Below are 20,917 nucleotides of genomic sequence, written 5' to 3'. Positions count from 1 at the left end.
GCCTCAGAATAAGTGGCGTGCAATCAGCACGGTGATAAATCCTGCACCCATAAAGCTGGCTACGGCGGCCAGTGATCGAATCGAAAGCCGGGATAAGCCGCAAACGCCATGACCACTGGTGCAGCCATTGCTATAGCGGGTGCCAATGCCAACCAACAGCCCAGCAATAATGAGCGTGGGTATATTGGCGCTAATCTGGATGTCTGCAGGGGAGTTAAATACCAGCCAAAGCAAGGGTGTTAAGAGCAGGCCGATTAAAAAAGAGCTGCGCCATGCCATCTCTTTGCTGGAGTGCGAGCTAAGTAAACCGCCTAAAATGCCGCTGATTCCTGCGATTTTCCCGGCTAGCAGCGCAAGTAATCCACTGGCTAGCCCAAGTAATGCCCCGCCCAGCAAGGCGCTCCACGGGGTGAAATGAATCCAGTCAATTTGCATCGGGGATTTCCTTGAGATCGATTGGGCAGTAAAGGTCGTAGAGCACTTCAAGCAGTTGTTGTACTTCGGCACTGGCTAAGCTGTAATAAATGCGTTTGCCTTCCCGGCGCGTGTTGACCAGCCCTTCTTTGCGCAATACGGTGAGTTGCTGGGATAGTGTGGGTTGGCGGATGTCGAGCAAGGCTTCAAAGTCTGAAACGCATTTCTCGCTGTCTACCATCTGGCAGAGCAGCAAGAGCCGATCTTCATTTGCCATGACTTTTAAAATACGGGTTGCGCCATGCGCCGCTTCACGCATGACGAGGATTTGTTGAGGGGTCATTGTGTGTACCGTTGGAAGCATCTTTGATATATTATAGTTTTATATATAATATTTTCAAATATATTTAATCTGGAGTAGAAAAAATGCTGCTGCCTCAAGTTGAAGCCTTTTTTGATCCGAATACTTCTACAGTTAGCTACGTCGTGTTTGATCGGCAGGGTGGTCGTGCTGCTTTAATTGATACGGTGCTGGATTACGATGCCAAATCTGGGCGCACCTCCACAGCCAGTGCCGATCGCCTGATCGAGTTTGTGGCAGCCCATACCTTAAAAGTGGAATGGATACTGGAAACCCATGCTCATGCCGATCATCTTTCTGCTGCGGCATATTTAAAAGCAAAGTTGGGAGGAAAAGTAGCGATTGGCCAGCAGATTCACCAAGTGCAGCGTATTTTTAAGCCGGTGTTTGGTCTGGAAGCTGGTTTTGCCGTAGATGGCAGCCAGTTTGATGTTTTGTTTGCGGCGGGTGAAGTGTTTCAAATTGGCCAATTAAACGCCACCGTGCTGTCTGTGCCGGGGCATACTCCGGCTGATATTGCCTATTTAATTGCCGATGCCCTGTTTGTGGGCGACACCCTGTTTATGCCGGATGTGGGCTCGGCCCGTTGCGATTTTCCGGGGGGTGATGCTGCATTGCTTTACGATTCAATTCAGCAGCTCCTGGCTTTGCCTGATACAACGCGCGTATTTGTTTGCCATGATTATTTGCCCGCAGGGCGCTCACAGGTGCAATGGCAAACCAGCATTGCAGAGCAGCGTAAGGCCAATATCCATTTGCATCAGGGGGTCAATAAAGCGGCATTTATTGCGATGCGTGAAGCGCGGGACAAAACACTGGATATGCCGCAGTTGATTTTACCGGCGATTCAAATCAATATCCGTGCCGGGGGCTTTCCAGAGGCTGAAGCAGATGGACAGCGCTACTTAAAAATCCCCTTGGATGTGCTGTAAAAAAACAAATTAATTAACGAGAGCAAACATGGCCGGAACCAGTCTTTTAGTATTACTTGATGATATCGCCGCAGTTTTAGACGATGTTGCGCTGATGACCAAAATCGCAGCAAAAAAAACCGCAGGCGTTTTGGGAGACGATCTGGCCTTAAATGCCGAGCAAGTTTCAGGCGTGCGTGCCGAGCGTGAGCTACCTGTGGTGTGGGCAGTGGCAAAAGGCTCGTTTATCAACAAGCTGATTCTGGTGCCTGCTGCCTTGGCGATCAGTGCCATTGCTCCCATTCTGATTACGCCGCTGCTGATGCTGGGTGGCGCTTATCTTTGTTTTGAAGGCTTTGAAAAGCTCGCGCATAAATTTTTACACCACAGCGGCGAAGATCAGGCTGGAAAAGAAGCACTGGCTCATGCTCTGGATAATCCGGCGATTGATTTGGTGGCATTTGAAAAAGATAAAATTAAAGGCGCGATTCGGACGGATTTTGTGCTTTCTGCCGAAATTATCGTGATCTCGCTTGGCACTGTTGCGGCAGCACCGTTTGTGTCGCAACTGACGGTGCTTTCTATTATTGCCATTGTGATGACAGTGGGCGTTTATGGCTTGGTGGCGGGGATTGTGAAGCTGGATGACGCGGGGCTTTATCTCTGCAAAAAGCAAGGCAGCGATATGCTGACAAAAATCCAGCATAAAATTGGCACGGCCTGCTTGTTGGGTGCCCCTTACCTTATGAAAACGCTTGCCGTAGTGGGAACGGTCGCCATGTTTATGGTGGGTGGCGGCATCCTAACCCATGGCTTTGCCCCTGCGCATGAATTGATTGAGCACTTAAGTGAAGCGGCAAGCCGCTTAAGTGGCATAGGTGCGGTATTGCATGTGATCTTGCCTAGCTTGCTGGATGCCGTGGTGGGTGTACTGGCCGGAGCTGCTTTACTCGCGGCTTGGATGGGTTTATCAACGGTTTTGAAAGCAGTGAAGTCTTAAGCTAGGTTTTAGGGTGTGTTTGACACTGCTTTAAATATCAAGGGCAATTGATTTGCCCTTGATTGTTTTTTTATGGTGACAATTGTATTAGTGTTTTCTAAAGTAGTTTATTTTTTATTTGATTTATTGCGAGTAAGTATTTGAAGACGTTGAGTTTTATCACCAGGCAAAAGAGTTCGGTGTGGCGCGTGGTTTTTGCCTTGCTGTTAATGAGTGCATACTAATGTGATTAATAGCATGAATGACCTGGGTAGAAACGGTGTCTTGTGATGTTTAGCCACGCTGGCTCTAGGTAAAAAGTACAGTAAAATTGAGCTAATATAAGGCTTAGTAAGAATACTGAGTTGCTTAAGTCTGGTATCCTTTTACATGAATGCAGTTTAGTGCCGCGTAAATGTCTCAATGGGCAATGTGGCTTGGCTGGCAAATAAACTCATATAAAGTAAGAAAATGGCCGAATAGGGTCACGATTTTTTCATCAAGGCTATTTGTAATGGATATTTTTGCATGTGCCGATGAAAAACTGTTGTGGCTGAATAGATGGTTAGGCCGCTTATCTAATTAACACTGAATATAGACTGGTCCGATATCGGCCCGGATATTTCACCCTTGTTGCATCAGCTTTTGCTTGGGGTGCTATTCGCAATGATAGATCGACTTGCCAAGAGACCTAAAGAATGACCGATTTGCAACTAGGATCGCTGATTGTGGGTGGCGTGATTGTCGCCACCGTTTACGCCTTCAATTGGTGGCAGGAATATCGCTATCGTAAGCAAGCTTCCAAAGCGTTTGCGCGTAATGAAAGTGATGCCTTACTTGATGTGCCCAAAAACATGGTGCGCACTGGCGAAGCCAGCCGTATGGAGCCCTCTTTAGAGCGCGCTGAACAGGTGGCTGATCGTTTTGAGCCTCAGTTTGCCGAGCCGGAATTCGAAGCTGAAGTTGCAGTTCCGCCAGTGCGTGAGCCTTATGTAGAGCCTGTTGTTGTGCCTTCTTCGCTTGCGGCCCCCGTACCCAGCGCGCCAGTGACTGCAGTGGAAGTGCCTGCTCAGCCTGCAGCGATTGTGGGCGATGATCATGAGGCTCTGGCCAGCAGCTTGCTCGATCCTGCTCTTGATTTTATTGCTGAAATCCATGCCACCGAGCTGATTGCCGCTACAGAGTTGCCCGTGTTTCGCGGCTCTAAACGCGTGCAGGTAATGGGCTTTACGCAGGATCGTCGCTGGGAAGCCTGTGTGCCCAGTGCGCGCTCACGTTATAAAGAATTGAAAATTGGTTTGCAGCTAGCAGATCGTCAAGGGGCATTAAGCTCGGAGCAGCTCAATGCTTTTTGCATGTCTGTGCAGCAGTTTGTCGATGAGCATGAAGCGGTGGTGACTTTTCCTCAGCGCTCGGCCAAACTGGTGGCGGCTACTAATCTGGACGAATTTTGCGCTGGCGTAGATGTGCTGATTGGCTTGAATGTGATGGCGGCCAGCCGCCCGTTCCCCATGGAGCGGGTGCGCTTACTGGCAGAAAATGCCGGCCTGATCCGCAGCCCTGAAGGCGCGTTCCATTATCGTAGTGATTCGGGTAAGACTCTCTTTACTTTATCCAATCATGACCATAGCCATTTTGGTAATACATCGACGGGCCTGACGCTACTGTTTGACGTGCCCCGGGTAGCGGGTGGTGTTTCGGTATTCGATTACTTTGCTGAGTTTGCCCAGCACTTATCTGTAGCCTTATCCGGTGAGCTGGTAGACGATAATAGTAAGCCGCTGACTGAGGCCAGCCTTGATAATATCCGTAAGCAGCTAGGTGTTTTGTACGCCAAAATGGACGACAAAGGCATTGCGCCAGGGTCGGTAGCGGCTTTACGCTTATTTGCCTGAGTTGTGCAGAGGCGCAGGGTGATAAGTTTTACAACAATGCCGCTGCTCGTCAGCGGCATTGCTACTTTGGGGTGAATACAGGCAGATTGTGCTGCATTTTTCGGCTAAAGTGACGATATGAGTATATCGCTGTTACGCTGCAGGAGGGTGTATGAAACGCGCCCAAGTAAGCTGTGCGATTGCCAGTGTAGTCCTGACTTCCTGTGCTGCCCTTCTGCCCGATTCCGAGCAAATTAGCCGTACGCCTTGGCCCGATTATCAAACGGCAGAGCACGCATTTAAAAGTATTTCTCTGGAAACCACCAGCTTGCAGCAATTGCACGCAATGGGGCTGGATCCGCTTAAAACACCTAATATTGTGGTACTGAGCTACGCAGATTTAATGCGCCGCTTAGCTTTGAGCGGGGCAGGTGAGCCGCGTTTATTAGCGCCGCAAATTCAGGCATGCATCGCGGCACAAACATCGTGCTTTGCTTATGAAATTGAGCAAAAAAGCTCGGTCAGAAAGCGCTATGGTAATTTCTGGGCGGATTTTTTAAACTTTGAGCGAAAAACAATTATTTCGGGCTGGCATTTTGACGTGATCTTTATCATTCAGGATGGCGTGCTGGTTTATAAGCTCTGGAGCGGCACACCCAGTATCGAGCAGTTTGAACAAGAAAACACTCCGCTTGGGCCATTTCAAGGCATGGGGATTTCTATTTTTACCCGCTAGCATGGCGTATGTTGGGAGTGGCACGGACGGCCCCAATGCCGCAGGAGTGGTAGAAGTCAATCTTATTAACTGAGTTATTTGCCATGTCGCTGCAGCACAATGACCAATATTGAATCATCGTAGGGCGGGTGCAACCCGCGCATTTTTCAACATCGCTCGCGGGTTTTACCCTCCCTACGAAAAACATGATGTTTAAGTTGACGGGATTGGCTATCTGCATAGTCAGGATATTGCGATCTTTCCTCTGAAATTTATCTCGTTTTAATTCCAAAATCAGCCTACGACCACAAAATGACAACTCTGCCAGAACAGGCGCAATCTCTGCGCAAACAACTCCACCAATATGCTCATGAATACTATGTACTCGACGCACCCACCGTGCCTGATGCTGAGTACGATCGCCTGTTTCGTGAGCTGCAAGGGCTGGAAATGGCGCATCCAGAATTGGCGACGCCCGATTCGCCCACGCTGCGAGTGGGCGGCAAGCCGCTGCCGCAGTTTGAGCCGGTTACCCACACCATTGCCATGTTGTCGATTCGTACCGAAACCGATGTTACGCCAGCGGGTGCATTGGCTTTTGATATCAGTGTGCGTAAAGAGCTGGATTTGCCTTTAAGTGCCGCTGCGATTGAATACGCGGCGGAGCTAAAGTTCGATGGCTTGGCCATTAGCCTGCGCTATGAAAACGGCGTGCTGGTACAAGCCGCTACACGAGGGGATGGCGCGACCGGCGAGGATGTTACACAAAATATTCGTACCATTTTGCAGATTCCACTGCGTTTGCACGGTGAGGTGCTGCCGCAGCTTTTAGAGGTGCGTGGCGAGGTGTATATGCGCCGCGACGATTTTGATCGCCTGAACGAGCGCCAATTGGCAGCAGGGGATAAAACCTTTGTAAATCCAAGAAATACCGCTGCCGGTGCAGTGCGCCAGCTCGATCCAGCGATTGCCGCTGCAAGGCCGCTGTCTTTCTTTGCCTATGGATTAGGTGTGCTTGAAGGCTGGCCGCAGCCTGCTTTGCATTCGGCCGTGCTGGATGCGCTGGCAGGTTTGGGTTTTCCGGTTTGTGCGGAGCGGGCGGTGCTGCAAGGTGGAGCGGGCTTGGCCGAATTTCATGCCCATGTTGCCGAGATTCGCGACAGCTTGCCTTTTGATATCGACGGCGTGGTTTACAAAGTCAACAGCATGGCGCTGCAAAAAGAGCTGGGCTTCAGAACCCGCGAGCCGCGCTGGGCAGTGGCGCATAAATTCCCCGCTCAAGAAGCCTTAACCATTGTGGAGGCGATTGATGTGCAGGTGGGGCGCACTGGTGCGATCACCCCTGTGGCGCGCTTGCAGCCGGTGTTTGTTGGGGGGGTGACCGTAACCAATGCCACGCTGCATAACGAAGACGAAGCAAGACGCAAAGATGTGCGGGTAGGCGATACCGTAGCCGTGCGCCGCGCCGGAGATGTGATTCCGGAGGTAGTGAGTGTGGTGCTGGAGCGCCGCCCCATGAAAGACATGCCGGGTGTGGATTTATTCTCGCCCGCACAAGAGCCGCTTTACCCTGCGTTTTCACTACCCAAAGCCTGCCCGGTCTGTGGCTCGCACGTGGTGCGTGAAGAAGGCGAGGCGATTGCGCGTTGCTCAGGCGGCTTGAGCTGTTCCGCGCAGCGCAAAGAAGCCATTCGTCACTTTGCAGGCCGCCGCATGATGGATATCGACGGCCTTGGCGAGCGCTATGTGGAGAGCTTGGTTGATCTAGGCTATGTGAAATCACTGGCTGATTTATACGCCTTAACGCTGGCCGATTTTCAGAATATGAAGGCCGCCGCAGATGGGGCCGTAGGAGTGAGTGAGGAAAGCATTGCGCAGGGCCGCCTTGCAACCAAATGGGCAGAAAACTTGCTGACCGGCATTGCTGCGAGCAAAACACCGCTCTTGGCTCGTTTCTTATTTGCACTGGGAATTCGCCATGTGGGTGAATCAACCGCCAAAACGCTGGCTGATTGGCTGGGACGTTTGGAGTTGATTCGCCATGCCCCGGCGCCGCTATTGCGATCCCTGCCTGATATTGGTGACACCGTGGCGGTGGCGATTAGCGAATTTTTTGCTGAGCCTAAAAACCAACTCGCGCTCGATGCCTTGCTGGCTGCGGGTATTACCCCAAAAGACGAGCATGCTCCAAGTGGCTTGCTGCGCGAAAAAATAAAGCCCGCTGTGCTTTACGCCCATCTGGGCGTGCCTAAATTATCGACTGTGCGTAGTGGTCAATTGGCTGAGCGAGTCATCAGCTTAACTGCCTTGGCTGAGGCCGATTGGCTTTCGCTCACCTTTTTGCCTAGCGATGTGGCCAAGGCTTTGCTGGCTTGGCTGGATGAAGAGGGGCGGCGTGCATCACTACAGAGCTTGGCTAAATGGTGTGCAGATTTAGAAAGCCAGTTGCCCGAACAGCTTGAATCGATCGCCGGGGTGTTTAAAGATAAAACGCTGGTGCTAACCGGCACGCTGCCAACTTTATCGCGCGATGCGGCCAAGGATCTGATCGAAGCCGCAGGAGGTAAAGTATCTGGCAGCGTTTCGAAAAAAACCCACTACGTGGTGGCGGGGAGCGATGCAGGTAGCAAGCTGACTAAGGCGCAGGATTTGGGGGTGTCTATTTTAGATGAGCCGGCATTGCTAAGGATGTTGGCGGGCTAAGGGTCTTTTTACCTTTCTTAAGGGGCGCTACCGCAGGAGTGTTTTAGTTACGATTGCCTGGCTAGCGCTTTGCAGAAAGCCACTCCTGCAAAAAACGCCTTTTCCTAAGTATTTTGCTTTAGCTAAGGATTGGCGTAGCAATGTTTATTTTATTAAACATTCATGAATCCAACTTTATACCTTGACGGTGGTGTTTATTTGGATAAACATTACGTCATGCAAAAGTCTGAAGCAATCAAATTGTTTGGTACCCAAACCCGCTTGGCCGATGCGCTAGGGCTTGGGCGCTCTGCTGTTTCCCAGTGGCCAGGCACGCTGCTTCAGCGCCAGGCGGATCAGGTATTGGGTGCCGCCCTTAGATTAGGTTTACTCTCTACTTCATATCAGGATTCCCAAATGCAAAAAGTACGCAAGGCTGTATTCCCTGTCGCAGGCATGGGCACACGTTTTCTGCCCGCTACCAAGGCTAGCCCAAAAGAAATGATGCCCGTTGTGGATAAACCGCTGATTCAGTATGCGGTGGAGGAAGCGCTGGCGGCAGGCATTACCGAAATGATCTTTATTACCGGCCGTAATAAACGCAGCATTGAAGATCACTTTGATAAAGCGTATGAATTAGAAGTTGAGCTGGAAGCCAAAAACAAGCAAGCGCTGCTGGAAATTCTGCGTGGCATTATTCCAAAATCAGTTAGCTGCATTTATATCCGCCAACCAGAGGCGCTGGGCTTAGGCCACGCCGTGCTCTGCGCTAAACCTGTAGTCGGCGATGAGCCATTTGCGGTGATTCTGGCGGACGATTTGATCGATGGTGGCTCAACTAGCGAAATGAAACGCATGGTTGATGTATTCAGCGACACCCATTGCTCTATCTTGGGGGTTGAACAAGTGCCGCAACAAGACACCGGCTCTTACGGCATTGTAGAAATTCAAGATGGCAATGGGCGCTTGAAAATCACCAATATCGTCGAAAAACCAAAACCAGAAGAAGCGCCATCCAATCTAGCTGTTGTTGGCCGTTATATCTTAACGCCGCGTATTTTTCATCACTTGCAGCATGTGCAGCCCGGTAAGGGCGGTGAAATCCAGCTTACCGATGGCATCTTTGCTCTGATGCAAGAACAACATATCCTCGCGCATAAAATCATCGGCACCCGCTACGATTGTGGCTCTAAGCTAGGCTATTTAAAAGCGACAATGGCTTATGGCATGAAGCATGGCGAAGTAGGAGAAGAATTCTCGGCTTACGTGAAGGGTCTAAAAGCTTAAGTGCTATTTCAATAGGCTTGCAAAAAAGGCGGCACCACTGGTGTCGCCTTTTTTTTTGCGCTATGATGAATTAGCATTAATTAATTTTGATTTTTTCTGAATTTATTGAAAGAGTCTACTGATATTGCTGATTGGATTATAGAAATTTTTTAAATTTATATAATCAAGGTGATTGTCTTTCTAGTGTGACTTTATATTCAATTTTTATTCATTCTGTTTTTGTTTTGTCGCGATAATTTTGGGTGGAGACGGGTGTGTTTAATCATAAATCAATTCTAATTACTGGTGGAACAGGCTCATTTGGTAAGCAGTTTATTCGTACGCTGCTAGCCAAGTATCAACCTAGCCGAGTGGTGGTTTTTTCAAGGGATGAGTTGAAGCAGTTTGAAATGCAGCAGGAATTTAATGCTCCGTGCATGCGCTATTTTTTAGGGGATGTGCGCGATGCTGCTCGTTTAAAGCAGGCGATGAGAGGGATTCATTTTGTTGTGCATGCTGCAGCGTTAAAGCAAGTGCCTGCTGCAGAATATAACCCTACTGAATGTATCAGAACAAATGTAAATGGCGCAGAAAATGTGATTAATGCTGCTATTGAAAATGGTATTGAAAAGGTTATTGCACTTTCAACGGATAAAGCATCTAGTCCTATTAATTTATATGGTGCAACAAAGCTACTTTCAGATAAATTATTTGTGGCTGCAAATAATATGGTGGGTGATCATCCAACTCGTTTTGCTGTGGTTCGTTATGGCAATGTGGTGGGTTCGAGAGGGTCTGTGGTCCCCTTTTTCAAGCAGCTCATTCATAACAATGCAGATCATTTGCCTATTACTGACCCACGTATGACGCGTTTTTGGATTACCTTGCAACATGGGGTGGAATTTGTGATGCAGGGCTTTGCCAGAATGTATGGTGGTGAATTATTTGTGCCTAAAATTCCGTCGGTGCGTATTACCGATTTGGCGCTGGCCATGGCGCCTGATTTATCTCAGAAAATAATTGGTATTCGGCCCGGTGAAAAATTGCATGAAATGATGATTTCTAGGGATGATAGTCTGCATACCCTAGAGTTTCATGATCATTATGTGATTACACCAAGTATTCAATTTGTTGCTGCTCGTGATTTTTCAATGAATGGTTTATCAGAGCAGGGTGTATTGGTAGAGCAGGGGTTTAAATATGTCTCAGATCAGAATGAGCATTTTTTAAGCGTGCCTGAGTTGCAATCAATGGATCAGGCAACGCTATGATTCCTTATGGGCATCAATTGATCAGTGCCGCAGACATTGCTGCCGTTACTGAGGTGCTGCAATCAGATTGGTTAACGCAAGGGCCTGCAGGGCCTCTTTTTGAGCGGGCTCTTGCTGATCTTTGCCAGAGTAAGCATGCATTGGGCGTAAGTAGTGCAACAGCCGCTTTGCATTTGGCTTGCTTGGCTCTAGAAGTGGGGCAAGGAGACCGAGTTTGGACTAGCCCCAATACATTTGTTGCCAGTGCAAATTGCGCCAGATATTGCGGGGCAGAGGTCGATTTTGTAGATATTGACCCGCGAACACGCAATATGTGTGCACAGGCACTGGCAGAGAAACTGCGGCTTGCTGCACTGAAGAACGCGCTGCCTAAGGTGCTGATTCCCGTTCATTTTTCGGGTGAACCTTGTGATATGGCCGCAATATCGGCACTTGCCAAGCAGTATGGGATCAAGGTGATTGAGGATGCTTCCCATGCGATCGGAGCTCGGTATAAAAATGGGAGCACTGTGGGGGGGGGGCAATACGCTGAGCTGACTGTGTTTAGTTTCCATCCCGTCAAAATTATTACGACCGCTGAAGGTGGCGCTTTGCTTTGTCAGGATGATGCTTTGTTTGCAAGGCTTAATCGCTTACGTAGCCATGGCATTACGCGAGATTCAGGGGCGATGGATCAATGTGATGGTCCTTGGTATTACCAACAGCTGGAACTCGGATTTAATTATCGTTTGAGTGATTTGCAGGCGGCACTGGGTAGAAGTCAACTCAATGAGCTAGCGGCGTTTATTCAGCGCCGCCGTGATTTGGCGCATCGTTATCATCAGCTTTTAGCGGGTTTACCCATACAGCTGCCAGTAAAAAGTGAGCACTCAGCTTGGCATTTATATGTCATTGAGGTAGATGCCGCACAAAGAGCCGCTATTTTCTCTGCCTTACGTGCGGCAGATATTGGCGTTAATGTGCATTATATTCCGGTACATTTGCAGCCTTATTATCGTGAATTTGGCTTTAAATTGGGTGATTTTCCAAATGCGGAAGCTTATTACGCCGGTGCAATTACTTTGCCCTTATACGCAAACTTAAGTGAGGCGCAGCAAGATTTTGTGGTGAGCATTCTGACAAAGGCTTGTCAATGAAGCTTGCGATTATCCCTGCGCGTGGCGGTAGTAAGCGTATTCCACGTAAAAATATTAAATTATTTCATGGGCAGCCTTTGTTGGCTTATTCCATTGCAGCAGCAAAAGCATCAGGTGAATTTGATCGGATTATTGTAAGTACCGACGATGCTGAAATTGCATTATTGGCTGAAAAATTGGGCGCAGAGGTCCCTTTTATGCGTCCGGCTCATTTGAGTGGCGATCATACGAGCACGATTGATGTCATCCAGCACGCTATCCAAACCTTGCAAGATCAAGGGCATTTTTTTGATTTTGTATGCTGCATCTATGCGACGGCCCCTTTCTTGCGAGCTAGCTTTCTGAGTCAGGGCGTGCAGTTTTTAATAAATTGCCCTAGTGCCTCTTATGCGTTTTCTGTGACTACCTTTGCTTTTCCGGTACAAAGGGCGATTTGCCTGGATGCATCTGGCCGAGTGGGGGCACTCTACCCAGAGTATCGCAATACGCGCTCGCAAGACTTACCCGAAGCTTTGCATGATGCAGGGCAATTTTATTGGGGGCGTTGTGATGCCTGGCTGCGGGGAGATACTATTTTTTCGCCGTGCTCGCTTCCCGTGCGACTTCCTCGATATTTGGTTCAAGATATTGATACACCAGAAGACTGGCTAATGGCAGAGCATATGTTTGCAGCGGTATTGGCTCATGAGGTCATCGTATAATGAAAGTGTTAATACGTGCCGATGCCTCTTCTTTAATTGGTGTAGGGCATGTAATGCGCTGTCTTACTCTGGCAAATGAGTTACGTGCTCGTGGCGCTGAAATCGTTTTTGCATGCAGTGAGTTTTCCGGGCATTTAATTGCATATATCGGTGCTCAAGCTTTTGAGGTCATTCCCCTTGCCGCGCCTTCCTTGCCCCTAAATTGGCAGGCTGATGCGTATTCTTTGCAAGTAAAAATCACCCCAGATTTTGATTGGATCATTGTCGATCACTATGGAATAGATAAAGACTGGGAATGCGCAATGCGCCCCTTTACTAAATACATAGCCGTGATCGATGATCTTTGCAATCGGCCACACGATGCAAATTTATTACTCGACCAGAATCTGAGTGCGGAAAGGGAAGCATACGAGCAATGGGTACCTAAACATTGCCAGTTATTATTAGGGCCAAAGTATGCTTTATTGCGGTCTGAGTTTATTGGTGAGCCCATCACCATAAAGCCACAAATTGAACGCATCTTGGTTAATTTTGGTGGGGCAGATCCAGGTCGAGAAATGTTTAAAGTGATGGATGCCTTGCAAGAAATGCAGGGTATTCATGTGGATTTTGTGGCGGGCAGGAGTAATCTTGCTTGGCATGAATTACAGCAACTTATTTTAAGTCAGCCTAATTGGCATTTTTATCATTATGTGGATGATTTTTCGCAGCTCATGCGCCAAGCCGATTTATTTATTGGCGCAGGAGGAAGTTCCACTTGGGAGCGGGCTGCATTAGGTTTGCCTTCTATTTGTATTGCGGTTGCGGAAAATCAGGTGTCGATTGCGCAAGTGATGCACGCTAAAGGCATGCATTGTTATCTTGGTGATTCGGCCTCTGTAACTGCTGCTGATATCCGGCAGCAGGTGGCCGCGCTAAGTGATTTATCGCAGCGCTTAAGCTGGGCTGAAAAATCATTTGCTCTTGTCGATGCCAAGGGGGTAGGGAGAGTTGCCGCTGCTTTGCTTCAATCTACTTTGCAGATGCGCAATGTTGTCTTTGATGACGCCTCCTTATTATTTACGGCCCGTAATGCGCCTGAAGTCAGAATTTGGTCTTTGGAATCAGATGTGCTGAGCTGGGAGGCGCATTGTGCTTGGTTGAAGAATAAGTTGAGCAGCTCCGATACCCTGTTGTTGATTGGTGAAGCGATTGATGGTCCGGTGGGTATTGCGCGTTTCGATCGATTTATGGACCAACAAGTTGAAATTTCTATTTATTTATTGCAAGGGCGTTATCAAATGGGTTGGGGCAGTGCTTTATTACGCGCAGCTGAAAATTATTTGATTAAAAATTGGCCAGATACCATATGCATTAGAGCGTTTATTAAAGACGAGAATAGTGTATCAATCAGAATGTTTGTGGCGGCAGGGTATCAGCCGGAGCAAGACTATTACCTTCATTATATCCAGTAGTTTGAACATGACTTCAAATAAGAAGCGAAAAGGAATGCTATCGTGAGTGGTTTTTTTATTGGTAATCGTCAAATCGGCCCCGCTGCTCCCCCTTTTATCATTGCCGAAATGAGTGGCAATCATAATCAATCACTGGATCGTGCTTTAGCAATTGTAGAAGCTGCCGCCAAGGCGGGCGCACATGCGCTTAAATTGCAGACGTATACTGCAGACACGATGACTTTAGATATTGATGAGGGTGAGTTTCATATTTCAGACCCAGCTAGTTTGTGGACAGGTACCTCACTCTATAAACTTTATCAAGAAGCCTATACGCCATGGGAATGGCATAAGCCTATTTTTGATCGTGCACATGAATTAGGAATGCTGGCATTCTCCACTCCTTTTGATGAAACTGCCGTTGATTTCTTAGAAAGTCTCAATGTGCCTGCGTACAAGATTGCCAGCTTTGAAAATACCGATTTGCCTTTGATTCGTAAAGTGGCCGCGACCGGCAAGCCGATGATTATCTCAACAGGCATGGCCAGTGTGGCCGAGCTGGATGAAGCAGTAAAAGCGGCGCGGGATGCGGGCTGCAAAGATTTAATTTTACTTAAATGCACCAGTACCTATCCGGCTAGCCCAGAAAACAGCCATGTCCGCACCATTCCCCATATGCGGGAGTTGTTTGTCTGTGAAGTGGGTTTGTCTGATCACACGATGGGCGTGGGGGCTGCCGTCGCTGCGGTTGCGCTTGGGGCAACGGTGATCGAAAAACACTTCACTTTAAATCGGGCGGAAGGAGGCGTGGACGCGGCATTTTCATTGGAACCTGATGAAATGGCCTCTCTGGTTAGGGAAACAAAGACGGCGTGGCAGGCACTGGGGGTAGTCCGTTATGGTGTGAGCCATTCCGAAAAAAACAGCCTCACTTTTAGGCGCTCATTATATGTTGTTACAGATATTGAAGAGGGTGAAGTTGTGTCCGCATTGAATGTAAGAGCTATCCGGCCAGGGTTAGGGCTTGCTCCATGTTTTATGGATAAGGTGCTGGGGTTACGTGTAACACGCCCCCTTAAAAAAGGGACTGCCTTATCTTGGGATCATTTTAAATAAATGGAGTGTGCATTGTGAGTGATGTTAATAATGCTGAATTGATTCAGTGGAAAACAAATGCATGGCAAAACCCAGATATGGTTGCTTGGTATTCAGGCCGTATGGTGGAAAATTCAAGTACAAATCATCTGAAAAATACCGTAGAAATAGGAATTATTCGCTCATATGTCACTGGGCATGATGTTATTGATATTGGAACAGGAACCGGGCGAGCTGCATTGCCTCTGGTGCGTGATGGTTATGCTGTAACAGGCGTTGATAGCTCACAAGCTATGTTGGATGAAACAAGGAGGTTGGCAGATGGGATGCCAATTACACTAAAAAAAGCAGATATTCAGAAGCTTTCATTTAAAGATGCGGCTTTTGATTGTGCGGTTTCTTTAAATGTTTTAGTGCATTTTCCAAATTGGCGGGAGGCATTATTGGAGTGGGGTAGAGTGATTCGGCCAAATGGCAGAATTATTTTTGATATCCACTCTAAAGATCATGTTATGTCAGCGTATGGAGATCGTACTGAACAATGGCCTGATGCGTTAAATAAGAGTAATGATCCCAATGATTTTGGGAGCTATATGGCGAGATTGAGTGCCGATGAAATTATTGATTTCGCAAATGAGCAGGGCTTTGTTGTGAAGGCTTTGGTGCCCTATGGTGCATTCTTAGGCGGAGGTAATATCAACTGGCTACTGTATTCATATTTAGATCGAAAAAATAGCTGGCGAAGAGTGTTGTCTTGGTTTGCTGTGGATTCTGATTTAAATGCTTTAGGTGAATTTATAGAGAATGACATCATTGCGCATCTCACGCCGAAAGCAACTGGGCGTTTATTTGTAGTGCTGGAAAAACGAAAAGGGATTAGTGAGAATGAAGTGCTAAGAGCTAAGCTATTTAAGCTTGATAAGCTAATTCAGAACAGGCTTGTGTCAGAGTTAATGTTATTTCTGCCTTATGAGAAAGAGTATTATCAAAATAAATTTTTAGGCTTGTTAAAACCTTTACGAAGTAAACGTTTCTTTTTATTGTTTATGGATTCAATATTTTCTCGTTTTGGAGAGTGTGATTTTTTAGCGTTGCTTGGTTCTTCAGTATCAAAAGAGCTATTGAGTTGGAGGCAATGCCGCACTTTAGATGAACAGTGTGTGAGTATTGTTGAAAAAGTATGTACTGAAAAAGATTTGCCCATTGTTTGTGGCGTGGAGATGACGGCATCCCTGCCATATCCGTTAATGGGGGAATTATTGACGAAATTTTATAAAAAATTTACAGGAATGCGTGCATGACTCAGCCTGCGATTATCAGTCTAATATGGGGTAAAAATATAAGTGTATTAGAGTGTTTTTTGAAGAAAAAAGGGCCATGCACAATATTGACACTAAGTGGTTTTATTGATCAAAAAATGGCTGATGTGATTGAACGAGCGGGTGGCACAATTGTCTTGCTTGATCAGCAGATATTGTATGAGAAAGATGTAAAGCCTTTTTTATCTGATTTGATGTCTGGGTTTGAAGATAAATTAAAAAATATAAATTTTGTAATAAATAGTGATGATGTTAAATATAGTCGTATTAAACTCATTGATGTTGTTGAAGAATGTATGGCGAGTGAATTACCACTTGTTACTAATTTACTTAACTCCTTAGAATGGGCTAGAGTCAACTTTAACGTTAGTCTTTTGCTGGTTAATGAAGATTTAACTAATGTAGGCCGTCCTGCCACCTTGTGGGCCAAAGCGCATACAATACCCTCATTACATCTTGCTCATTCGATCTCATTAGCTGATCCATATACTGTTCATTCTAAGCTTCTTGCAGATAAGTTGGCGGTGTTTTGTTCGCGGGGAATGGAGGGCTATTTAGACCTTGGTATTCCTTCTGAGCGGATGTGTATTACAGGAAATCCTGCTTGGGATGTTTATCAAACACTGTGCAAAAATAAAAAAGAACTGCTTAGCGCTTTTGTTGATAAGTATCATTTGAAAGGTGATATTCCAATTGTTGTTTTTGCGACAACATGGTCAGCAAATTTAAGTGCATTTTGTAATGAAAACATATTTTCTGAAACACTAACTTCTTTTATTTATGCTTGCCATGATCTGCATAAAGAGGGCTTTGTTTTTAATGCAATAATTAAAGATAGAGTTTCAAACTTGGCCTATGGAAATAAAAAACTAAACGATCTTTGTTTGTCGATGAATATTGATCCGTCTTTGTTTATTTATACCTTAGAAGATAGCGAGGGTTGGGCTGTAGTTGCTGATGTATTGATTGCTGTAGATTCTAACTACACAGTGGAGGCCATGATTTGTGGAACGCCGTGTATTAATCTTCTATGCTCAGCAGGTGGATTGTACGGTGGTGCTTTTGAGGTTGAATCTGGTGTTGTTGAAGTTGAAGCGGGTGAATTGGCGTCAGCTATTCAAGAATTGCTGAGTAATAAGTCATTTAGAGATGTACATTTAAATCAAACTAAACTACGGCTACCACACTATCATTTTTCTGGGGCAGGAACTGCCGCTGAACGTGTGGCCGGACTCATGCTTGAAATGGTACATAAAAACGGGCCGGTTAATGCTACGCAATATGTTTGGCAACAATACCTTGATGTTGAGGAATTGGATGTTAATTCTTATTACCATGATAGTGCGCGTAAAGAATTAATTGGCATGTTTAGTAATAATCCTAGGATTGTTCTAGATATTGGCTGCGCTGCGGGTGCAAATGGTGAGTTGTTAAAAAAACAGTACCCAGAGTGCCAAGTTTGGGGAGTGGAAACGAGTCGCTCAGCGGCTAAAATTGCATCGGAAAGATTGGATCGAGTGCTTGTTGGAAAGTTTGAGGAGTTTGATTTTGAGAAAGAGGGCTTACTTAAAGGCTCGCTGGATGGCGTGATATTGGCGGATGTACTTGAACATATGTACAACCCTTGGTCTGTAATGACTGCGCTGCAGCCTTATTTGTCGCCTACTGCTCAGGTCATTATTAGTATTCCCAATGTGAGAAATCTGAAGTTAATGGAGGATCTTGCAGATGGATTTTGGCGATATGATTCAGCGGGCTTGCTTGATATTACGCATATTCGTTTTTTTACATTAAAAGAATTTAATCGATTTTTAGATGAAACAGGTTATAACGTTCGTGTATTGAATTACACCATTGATCAGCGTTTGATGTCGGTATACGAAGCCAATAAAAACAAACAAATCATGGATCTTGAATTAGGTCGCATGAAGCTTTCTGCTGTAAATAATGAAGAGCTGCTTGAGCTGTGCTCTTTACAGTTTTACATTGTTGCTACGGCAAAGGAAGGTGCGGCTCCGTTATTGCCCGTGGTACAACTGGATCCTTATGAGCAGTTTTTAGATCATCGTTATTTGAGCACCAGTGAAGCACGGCATTTTGATATGGCTATGGGCTATCTTGGTGAAGCCGGCATTAGCCAATTTAACTATCCAATATTAAAAATATTGATTCTAGATCGATATGGTGATCTTGATGCAATAGTGAGAACGATAAAAAGCATTACAGGGCAGCTATATAAAAATATTAGTTTTAGTGTGGTATCCATTACTCAAAATCCAATGCCCACATCTGAAATTAATTGGATTAAATGTCAGAATAATGTGTATGTAGAGGCACTGGCATATTCTGCGAGCTTAGATGATGATTATATTGGTTTTCTTGAGGGGGGGGATTTATTCACGGTTACTGGTTTATTGCTTGCTGTTCAGAAAATTGTTGAAAATTTCCATTGGGATTTAATTTATATGGATGACGATATCTTAAATGAAAAGATGTCACCATCTAATCCAAGGTTTAAACCTGATTTAAATCTTGATTTGCTTCGCAGTATGCCCTATGCCGATGGATTTATTGTGATTCGTCGCTTGGCGATGAATGGGATAAATTGGCAGGATTTAGAGGGGGACGGTGCTGAGCAGGTTGATTTAATTTTGCGCGTGTTAGATACGTCGGGCCCACAAAGTATCGGCCATGTCGCGGAGATTGTCTGCCATCTTCAGCTTAATGATGCGCGAGCACTTGGCAGTGAGTTGCGCCAGCTGGCATTTGCAAAGGCGGTGCATGCTCACTTGCAGCGCTGGCAGGTTGATGCTGAGTTGCTGCTTGGTGCCCGTGTCGAAGGTAGTTTACGTATTGTTTATCAGCATGAGACTCAGCCTTTAGTGAGTATTTTGATTCCTAGCAAGGATCAATTAGGAATGCTGCAAAGGTGTGTTGAAAGCCTGCTAGAAAAAACAACGTACTTATCGTATGAAATTATCATCATTGATAACCAAAGTGAAACCTTACAGGCTAAAGCTTATTTAAGTAGCCTTGCATTGATTTGCGAGGAAAAAATTCGCGTTATTTCCTATCCTCATGCCTTTAATTTTTCTGCAATGAATAATATGGCGGTGAATGAGGCAAAGGGTGAGTATCTTGTCTTGCTAAATAATGATACTGCGATTGTTGAAGGGGATTGGTTGCAGTCGATGTTGCATCATGCTCAACGCCCAGAAGTAGGGGTTGTTGGGGCAAAGCTACTCTACCCCACAGGTCTTGTGCAGCATGCAGGTGTGGTACTCGGTTTGCGTGGGCCGGCAGATCATCCTTGCCTGGGTACAACATTAGAAGACTCTGGCTATATGCACCGCTTGCAGTTGGATCAAAACTACTCGGCAGTGACGGCGGCTTGCTTAATGATTCGTAAATCGGTTTATGAGCAAGCAGGGGGTATGGATGAAGTTGACTTTAAAGTGTCGTATAACGACGTTGATTTATGCCTAAAAGTTGGAAAGCTGGGGTACCTCACGGTATGGACGCCTTATGCGGTTGTGATGCACGAAGGAAGTGTGAGCCAGAATGCAGTTGATCCTGATCTTGCCGTTGCCAAACAAAAGCGTTTTGAGGGTGAGCAAACGGCGATGTATAACAAGTGGTTGTTTGAGATAGGAAATGATCCTGCTTATAACAAAAACTTAACATTAAGTGGTGCTGGTTTTGAGTTAGAGCAACGCTCTTTACTGACATGGCAGCCTTTAAGTTGGCGACCAGTGCCCTCTGTGCTTTGTCATCCGGCAGATCAGATGGGCTGCGGTCGCTACCGTATTTTTCAGCCATTTGCTGCTCTAGAAGATGAGTTGAAAATATCGGGTGTCATTGCTCTAGAGCTTTACCCTGTGTTTGAGCTGGCCAAGCTAGCACCTGATGTGATTGTTTATCAGCGACAAATTACCGAGGGGCAGATTGATTTTCTGCGGCGCTCGAAGCTGTGTTCGCCTGCGTTTAAGATTTATGAGTTAGATGACTATTTGCCAAATTTGCCGCTCAAAAGCGCGCATCGCGAGCATATGCCTAAGGATATTGTTAAGTCCCTGCGTAAGGCGCTTACTTTTGTCGACCGATTTGTGGTGTCGACGAGTGAGTTAGCTAATGCTTACCAAAGCATGCATACACAGATCCATGTGGTTAATAACTATCTTCCTGTTTCTATTTGGGGGACTTTGTCAGCGGCCCGACGGGTCGGTGAGAAGCCGCGCGTGGGTTGGGCTGGGGGAATTAGCCATACCGGCGATTTAGAGTTAATAGCAAGTGTTGTTCAGGCTTTGGCTGCAGAGGTGGAGTGGGTATTTTTTGGAATGTGCCCAGATAAGCTACGGCCTTTTGTGCATGAGTTTCATTCTGGCGTTCCAATCGAGCATTACCCTAGCAAGCTTGCTAGCTTAAATCTCGATTTGGCTCTGGCGCCGCTTGAGCACAATACGTTTAATTTATGTAAGAGTAATTTGCGCTTATTAGAGTATGGCGCTTGCGGGTTTCCTGTGATTTGCACAGATATTGCCCCGTATCTTGGTGATTTGCCTGTTACGCGGGTGAAGAATAAACATAAAGATTGGGTGGATGCGATTCGTGATCATTTGGCGGATCTGGATGCCGCTGCTGAGTGTGGGGATGCTCTAAAGGCAGAAGTATTAAAAAGTTGGATGCTTGAGGGGGATAATTTGGAGAGGTGGCGTGAAGCTTGGCTGCCTAGTTAGCTTTCAGTGGCTTAAAAAAATTAC

Annotated in this window: 15 protein-coding genes; 13 read left to right on the top strand and 2 right to left on the bottom strand. The window is 46.4% G+C overall.

Translation table 11 applies throughout. The features are described 5' to 3' along the window. Positions 1-3 precede the first annotated feature (3 nt). Both ACFQNF_RS07080 and ACFQNF_RS07075 read right to left on the bottom strand, forming a co-directional pair. Complete coding sequence (locus ACFQNF_RS07080) at positions 4-435, bottom strand: YeeE/YedE family protein (protein WP_380187246.1); 432 nt, start codon at positions 433-435, stop codon at positions 4-6. After that, on the bottom strand, positions 425-757 hold the full coding sequence (locus ACFQNF_RS07075) for an ArsR/SmtB family transcription factor (RefSeq protein WP_380187244.1): 333 nt from the start codon (positions 755-757) through the stop codon (positions 425-427). Before ACFQNF_RS07075 ends, ACFQNF_RS07080 begins: the two co-directional genes overlap by 11 nt. Positions 758-840: 83 nt before the next feature. On the opposite strand from ACFQNF_RS07075, the gene ACFQNF_RS07070 reads away from it, so the two are divergent. From ACFQNF_RS07070 to ACFQNF_RS07010, 13 genes are all read left to right on the top strand, one after another. Continuing rightward, positions 841-1,707, top strand: coding sequence for an MBL fold metallo-hydrolase (locus ACFQNF_RS07070; protein ID WP_380187243.1), 867 nt, complete (start codon positions 841-843; stop codon positions 1,705-1,707). 28 nt (positions 1,708-1,735) lie between these two features. Next, complete coding sequence (locus ACFQNF_RS07065; RefSeq protein ID WP_380187241.1) at positions 1,736-2,686, top strand: DUF808 domain-containing protein; 951 nt, start codon at positions 1,736-1,738, stop codon at positions 2,684-2,686. A gap of 677 nt (positions 2,687-3,363) precedes the next feature. Further along, on the top strand, positions 3,364-4,560 hold the full coding sequence (locus ACFQNF_RS07060) for a cell division protein ZipA C-terminal FtsZ-binding domain-containing protein (protein ID WP_380187239.1): 1,197 nt from the start codon (positions 3,364-3,366) through the stop codon (positions 4,558-4,560). A gap of 151 nt (positions 4,561-4,711) precedes the next feature. After that, positions 4,712-5,275 carry a hypothetical protein gene (locus tag ACFQNF_RS07055; RefSeq protein ID WP_380187237.1) on the top strand — a complete coding sequence of 188 codons (564 nt, stop codon included), beginning with the start codon at positions 4,712-4,714 and terminating at the stop codon, positions 5,273-5,275. Positions 5,276-5,566: 291 nt separating this feature from the next. After that, positions 5,567-7,957 carry an NAD-dependent DNA ligase LigA gene (gene ligA / locus ACFQNF_RS07050; RefSeq protein WP_380187236.1) on the top strand — a complete coding sequence of 797 codons (2,391 nt, stop codon included), beginning with the start codon at positions 5,567-5,569 and terminating at the stop codon, positions 7,955-7,957. A gap of 396 nt (positions 7,958-8,353) precedes the next feature. Continuing rightward, positions 8,354-9,223: a UTP--glucose-1-phosphate uridylyltransferase GalU gene (galU, locus tag ACFQNF_RS07045; RefSeq protein WP_380187267.1), complete on the top strand. Its 870-nt coding sequence runs from the start codon at positions 8,354-8,356 to the stop codon at positions 9,221-9,223. A 254-nt stretch (positions 9,224-9,477) separates the two neighbouring features. Beyond that, on the top strand, positions 9,478-10,473 hold the full coding sequence (pseB, locus tag ACFQNF_RS07040) for a UDP-N-acetylglucosamine 4,6-dehydratase (inverting) (protein WP_380187234.1): 996 nt from the start codon (positions 9,478-9,480) through the stop codon (positions 10,471-10,473). Continuing rightward, positions 10,470-11,609 carry a UDP-4-amino-4,6-dideoxy-N-acetyl-beta-L-altrosamine transaminase gene (gene pseC, locus ACFQNF_RS07035; protein WP_380187232.1) on the top strand — a complete coding sequence of 380 codons (1,140 nt, stop codon included), beginning with the start codon at positions 10,470-10,472 and terminating at the stop codon, positions 11,607-11,609. Before pseB ends, pseC begins: the two co-directional genes overlap by 4 nt. After that, the gene (gene pseF, locus ACFQNF_RS07030) at positions 11,606-12,310 is read left to right on the top strand and encodes a pseudaminic acid cytidylyltransferase (RefSeq protein WP_380187230.1); all 705 of its coding nucleotides are present in this window, start codon (positions 11,606-11,608) and stop codon (positions 12,308-12,310) included. The genes pseC and pseF overlap by 4 nt, the downstream gene beginning before the upstream one ends. After that, complete coding sequence (gene pseG, locus ACFQNF_RS07025) at positions 12,310-13,764, top strand: UDP-2,4-diacetamido-2,4,6-trideoxy-beta-L-altropyranose hydrolase (protein ID WP_380187229.1); 1,455 nt, start codon at positions 12,310-12,312, stop codon at positions 13,762-13,764. The genes pseF and pseG overlap by 1 nt, the downstream gene beginning before the upstream one ends. Positions 13,765-13,806: 42 nt before the next feature. Then, entirely contained in the window at positions 13,807-14,859 is a 1,053-nt protein-coding gene (gene pseI, locus ACFQNF_RS07020) for a pseudaminic acid synthase (protein WP_380187228.1), read from the top strand. A gap of 14 nt (positions 14,860-14,873) precedes the next feature. After that, the gene (locus tag ACFQNF_RS07015) at positions 14,874-16,139 is read left to right on the top strand and encodes a class I SAM-dependent methyltransferase (RefSeq protein WP_380187227.1); all 1,266 of its coding nucleotides are present in this window, start codon (positions 14,874-14,876) and stop codon (positions 16,137-16,139) included. Beyond that, entirely contained in the window at positions 16,136-20,893 is a 4,758-nt protein-coding gene (locus tag ACFQNF_RS07010; protein ID WP_380187225.1) for a glycosyltransferase, read from the top strand. Before ACFQNF_RS07015 ends, ACFQNF_RS07010 begins: the two co-directional genes overlap by 4 nt. Positions 20,894-20,917: the final 24 nt, after the last annotated feature.

It is taken from the genome of Iodobacter arcticus (assembly GCF_042664895.1).
Lineage (GTDB): Bacteria > Pseudomonadota > Gammaproteobacteria > Burkholderiales > Chitinibacteraceae > Iodobacter > Iodobacter arcticus.
Note: the sequence above shows the minus strand (reverse complement) of the source record. Positions and strands in the feature narration are given on the sequence as shown.

Excerpts from the sequence above, each read along its gene's own strand:
- pseG (WP_380187229.1), top strand. The coding sequence starts at position 12,310 with ATGAAAGTGTTAATACGTGCCGATGCCTCTTCTTTAATTGGTGTAGGG.
- ACFQNF_RS07055 (WP_380187237.1), top strand. The coding sequence starts at position 4,712 with ATGAAACGCGCCCAAGTAAGCTGTGCGATTGCCAGTGTAGTCCTGACT.
- ACFQNF_RS07060 (WP_380187239.1), top strand. The coding sequence starts at position 3,364 with ATGACCGATTTGCAACTAGGATCGCTGATTGTGGGTGGCGTGATTGTC.
- ACFQNF_RS07070 (WP_380187243.1), top strand. The coding sequence starts at position 841 with ATGCTGCTGCCTCAAGTTGAAGCCTTTTTTGATCCGAATACTTCTACA.
- pseC (WP_380187232.1), top strand. The coding sequence starts at position 10,470 with ATGATTCCTTATGGGCATCAATTGATCAGTGCCGCAGACATTGCTGCC.
- ligA (WP_380187236.1), top strand. The coding sequence starts at position 5,567 with ATGACAACTCTGCCAGAACAGGCGCAATCTCTGCGCAAACAACTCCAC.
- pseF (WP_380187230.1), top strand. The coding sequence starts at position 11,606 with ATGAAGCTTGCGATTATCCCTGCGCGTGGCGGTAGTAAGCGTATTCCA.
- ACFQNF_RS07010 (WP_380187225.1), top strand. The coding sequence starts at position 16,136 with ATGACTCAGCCTGCGATTATCAGTCTAATATGGGGTAAAAATATAAGT.
- ACFQNF_RS07065 (WP_380187241.1), top strand. The coding sequence starts at position 1,736 with ATGGCCGGAACCAGTCTTTTAGTATTACTTGATGATATCGCCGCAGTT.
- ACFQNF_RS07080 (WP_380187246.1), bottom strand. The coding sequence starts at position 435 with ATGCAAATTGACTGGATTCATTTCACCCCGTGGAGCGCCTTGCTGGGC.
- galU (WP_380187267.1), top strand. The coding sequence starts at position 8,354 with ATGCAAAAAGTACGCAAGGCTGTATTCCCTGTCGCAGGCATGGGCACA.
- ACFQNF_RS07075 (WP_380187244.1), bottom strand. The coding sequence starts at position 757 with ATGACCCCTCAACAAATCCTCGTCATGCGTGAAGCGGCGCATGGCGCA.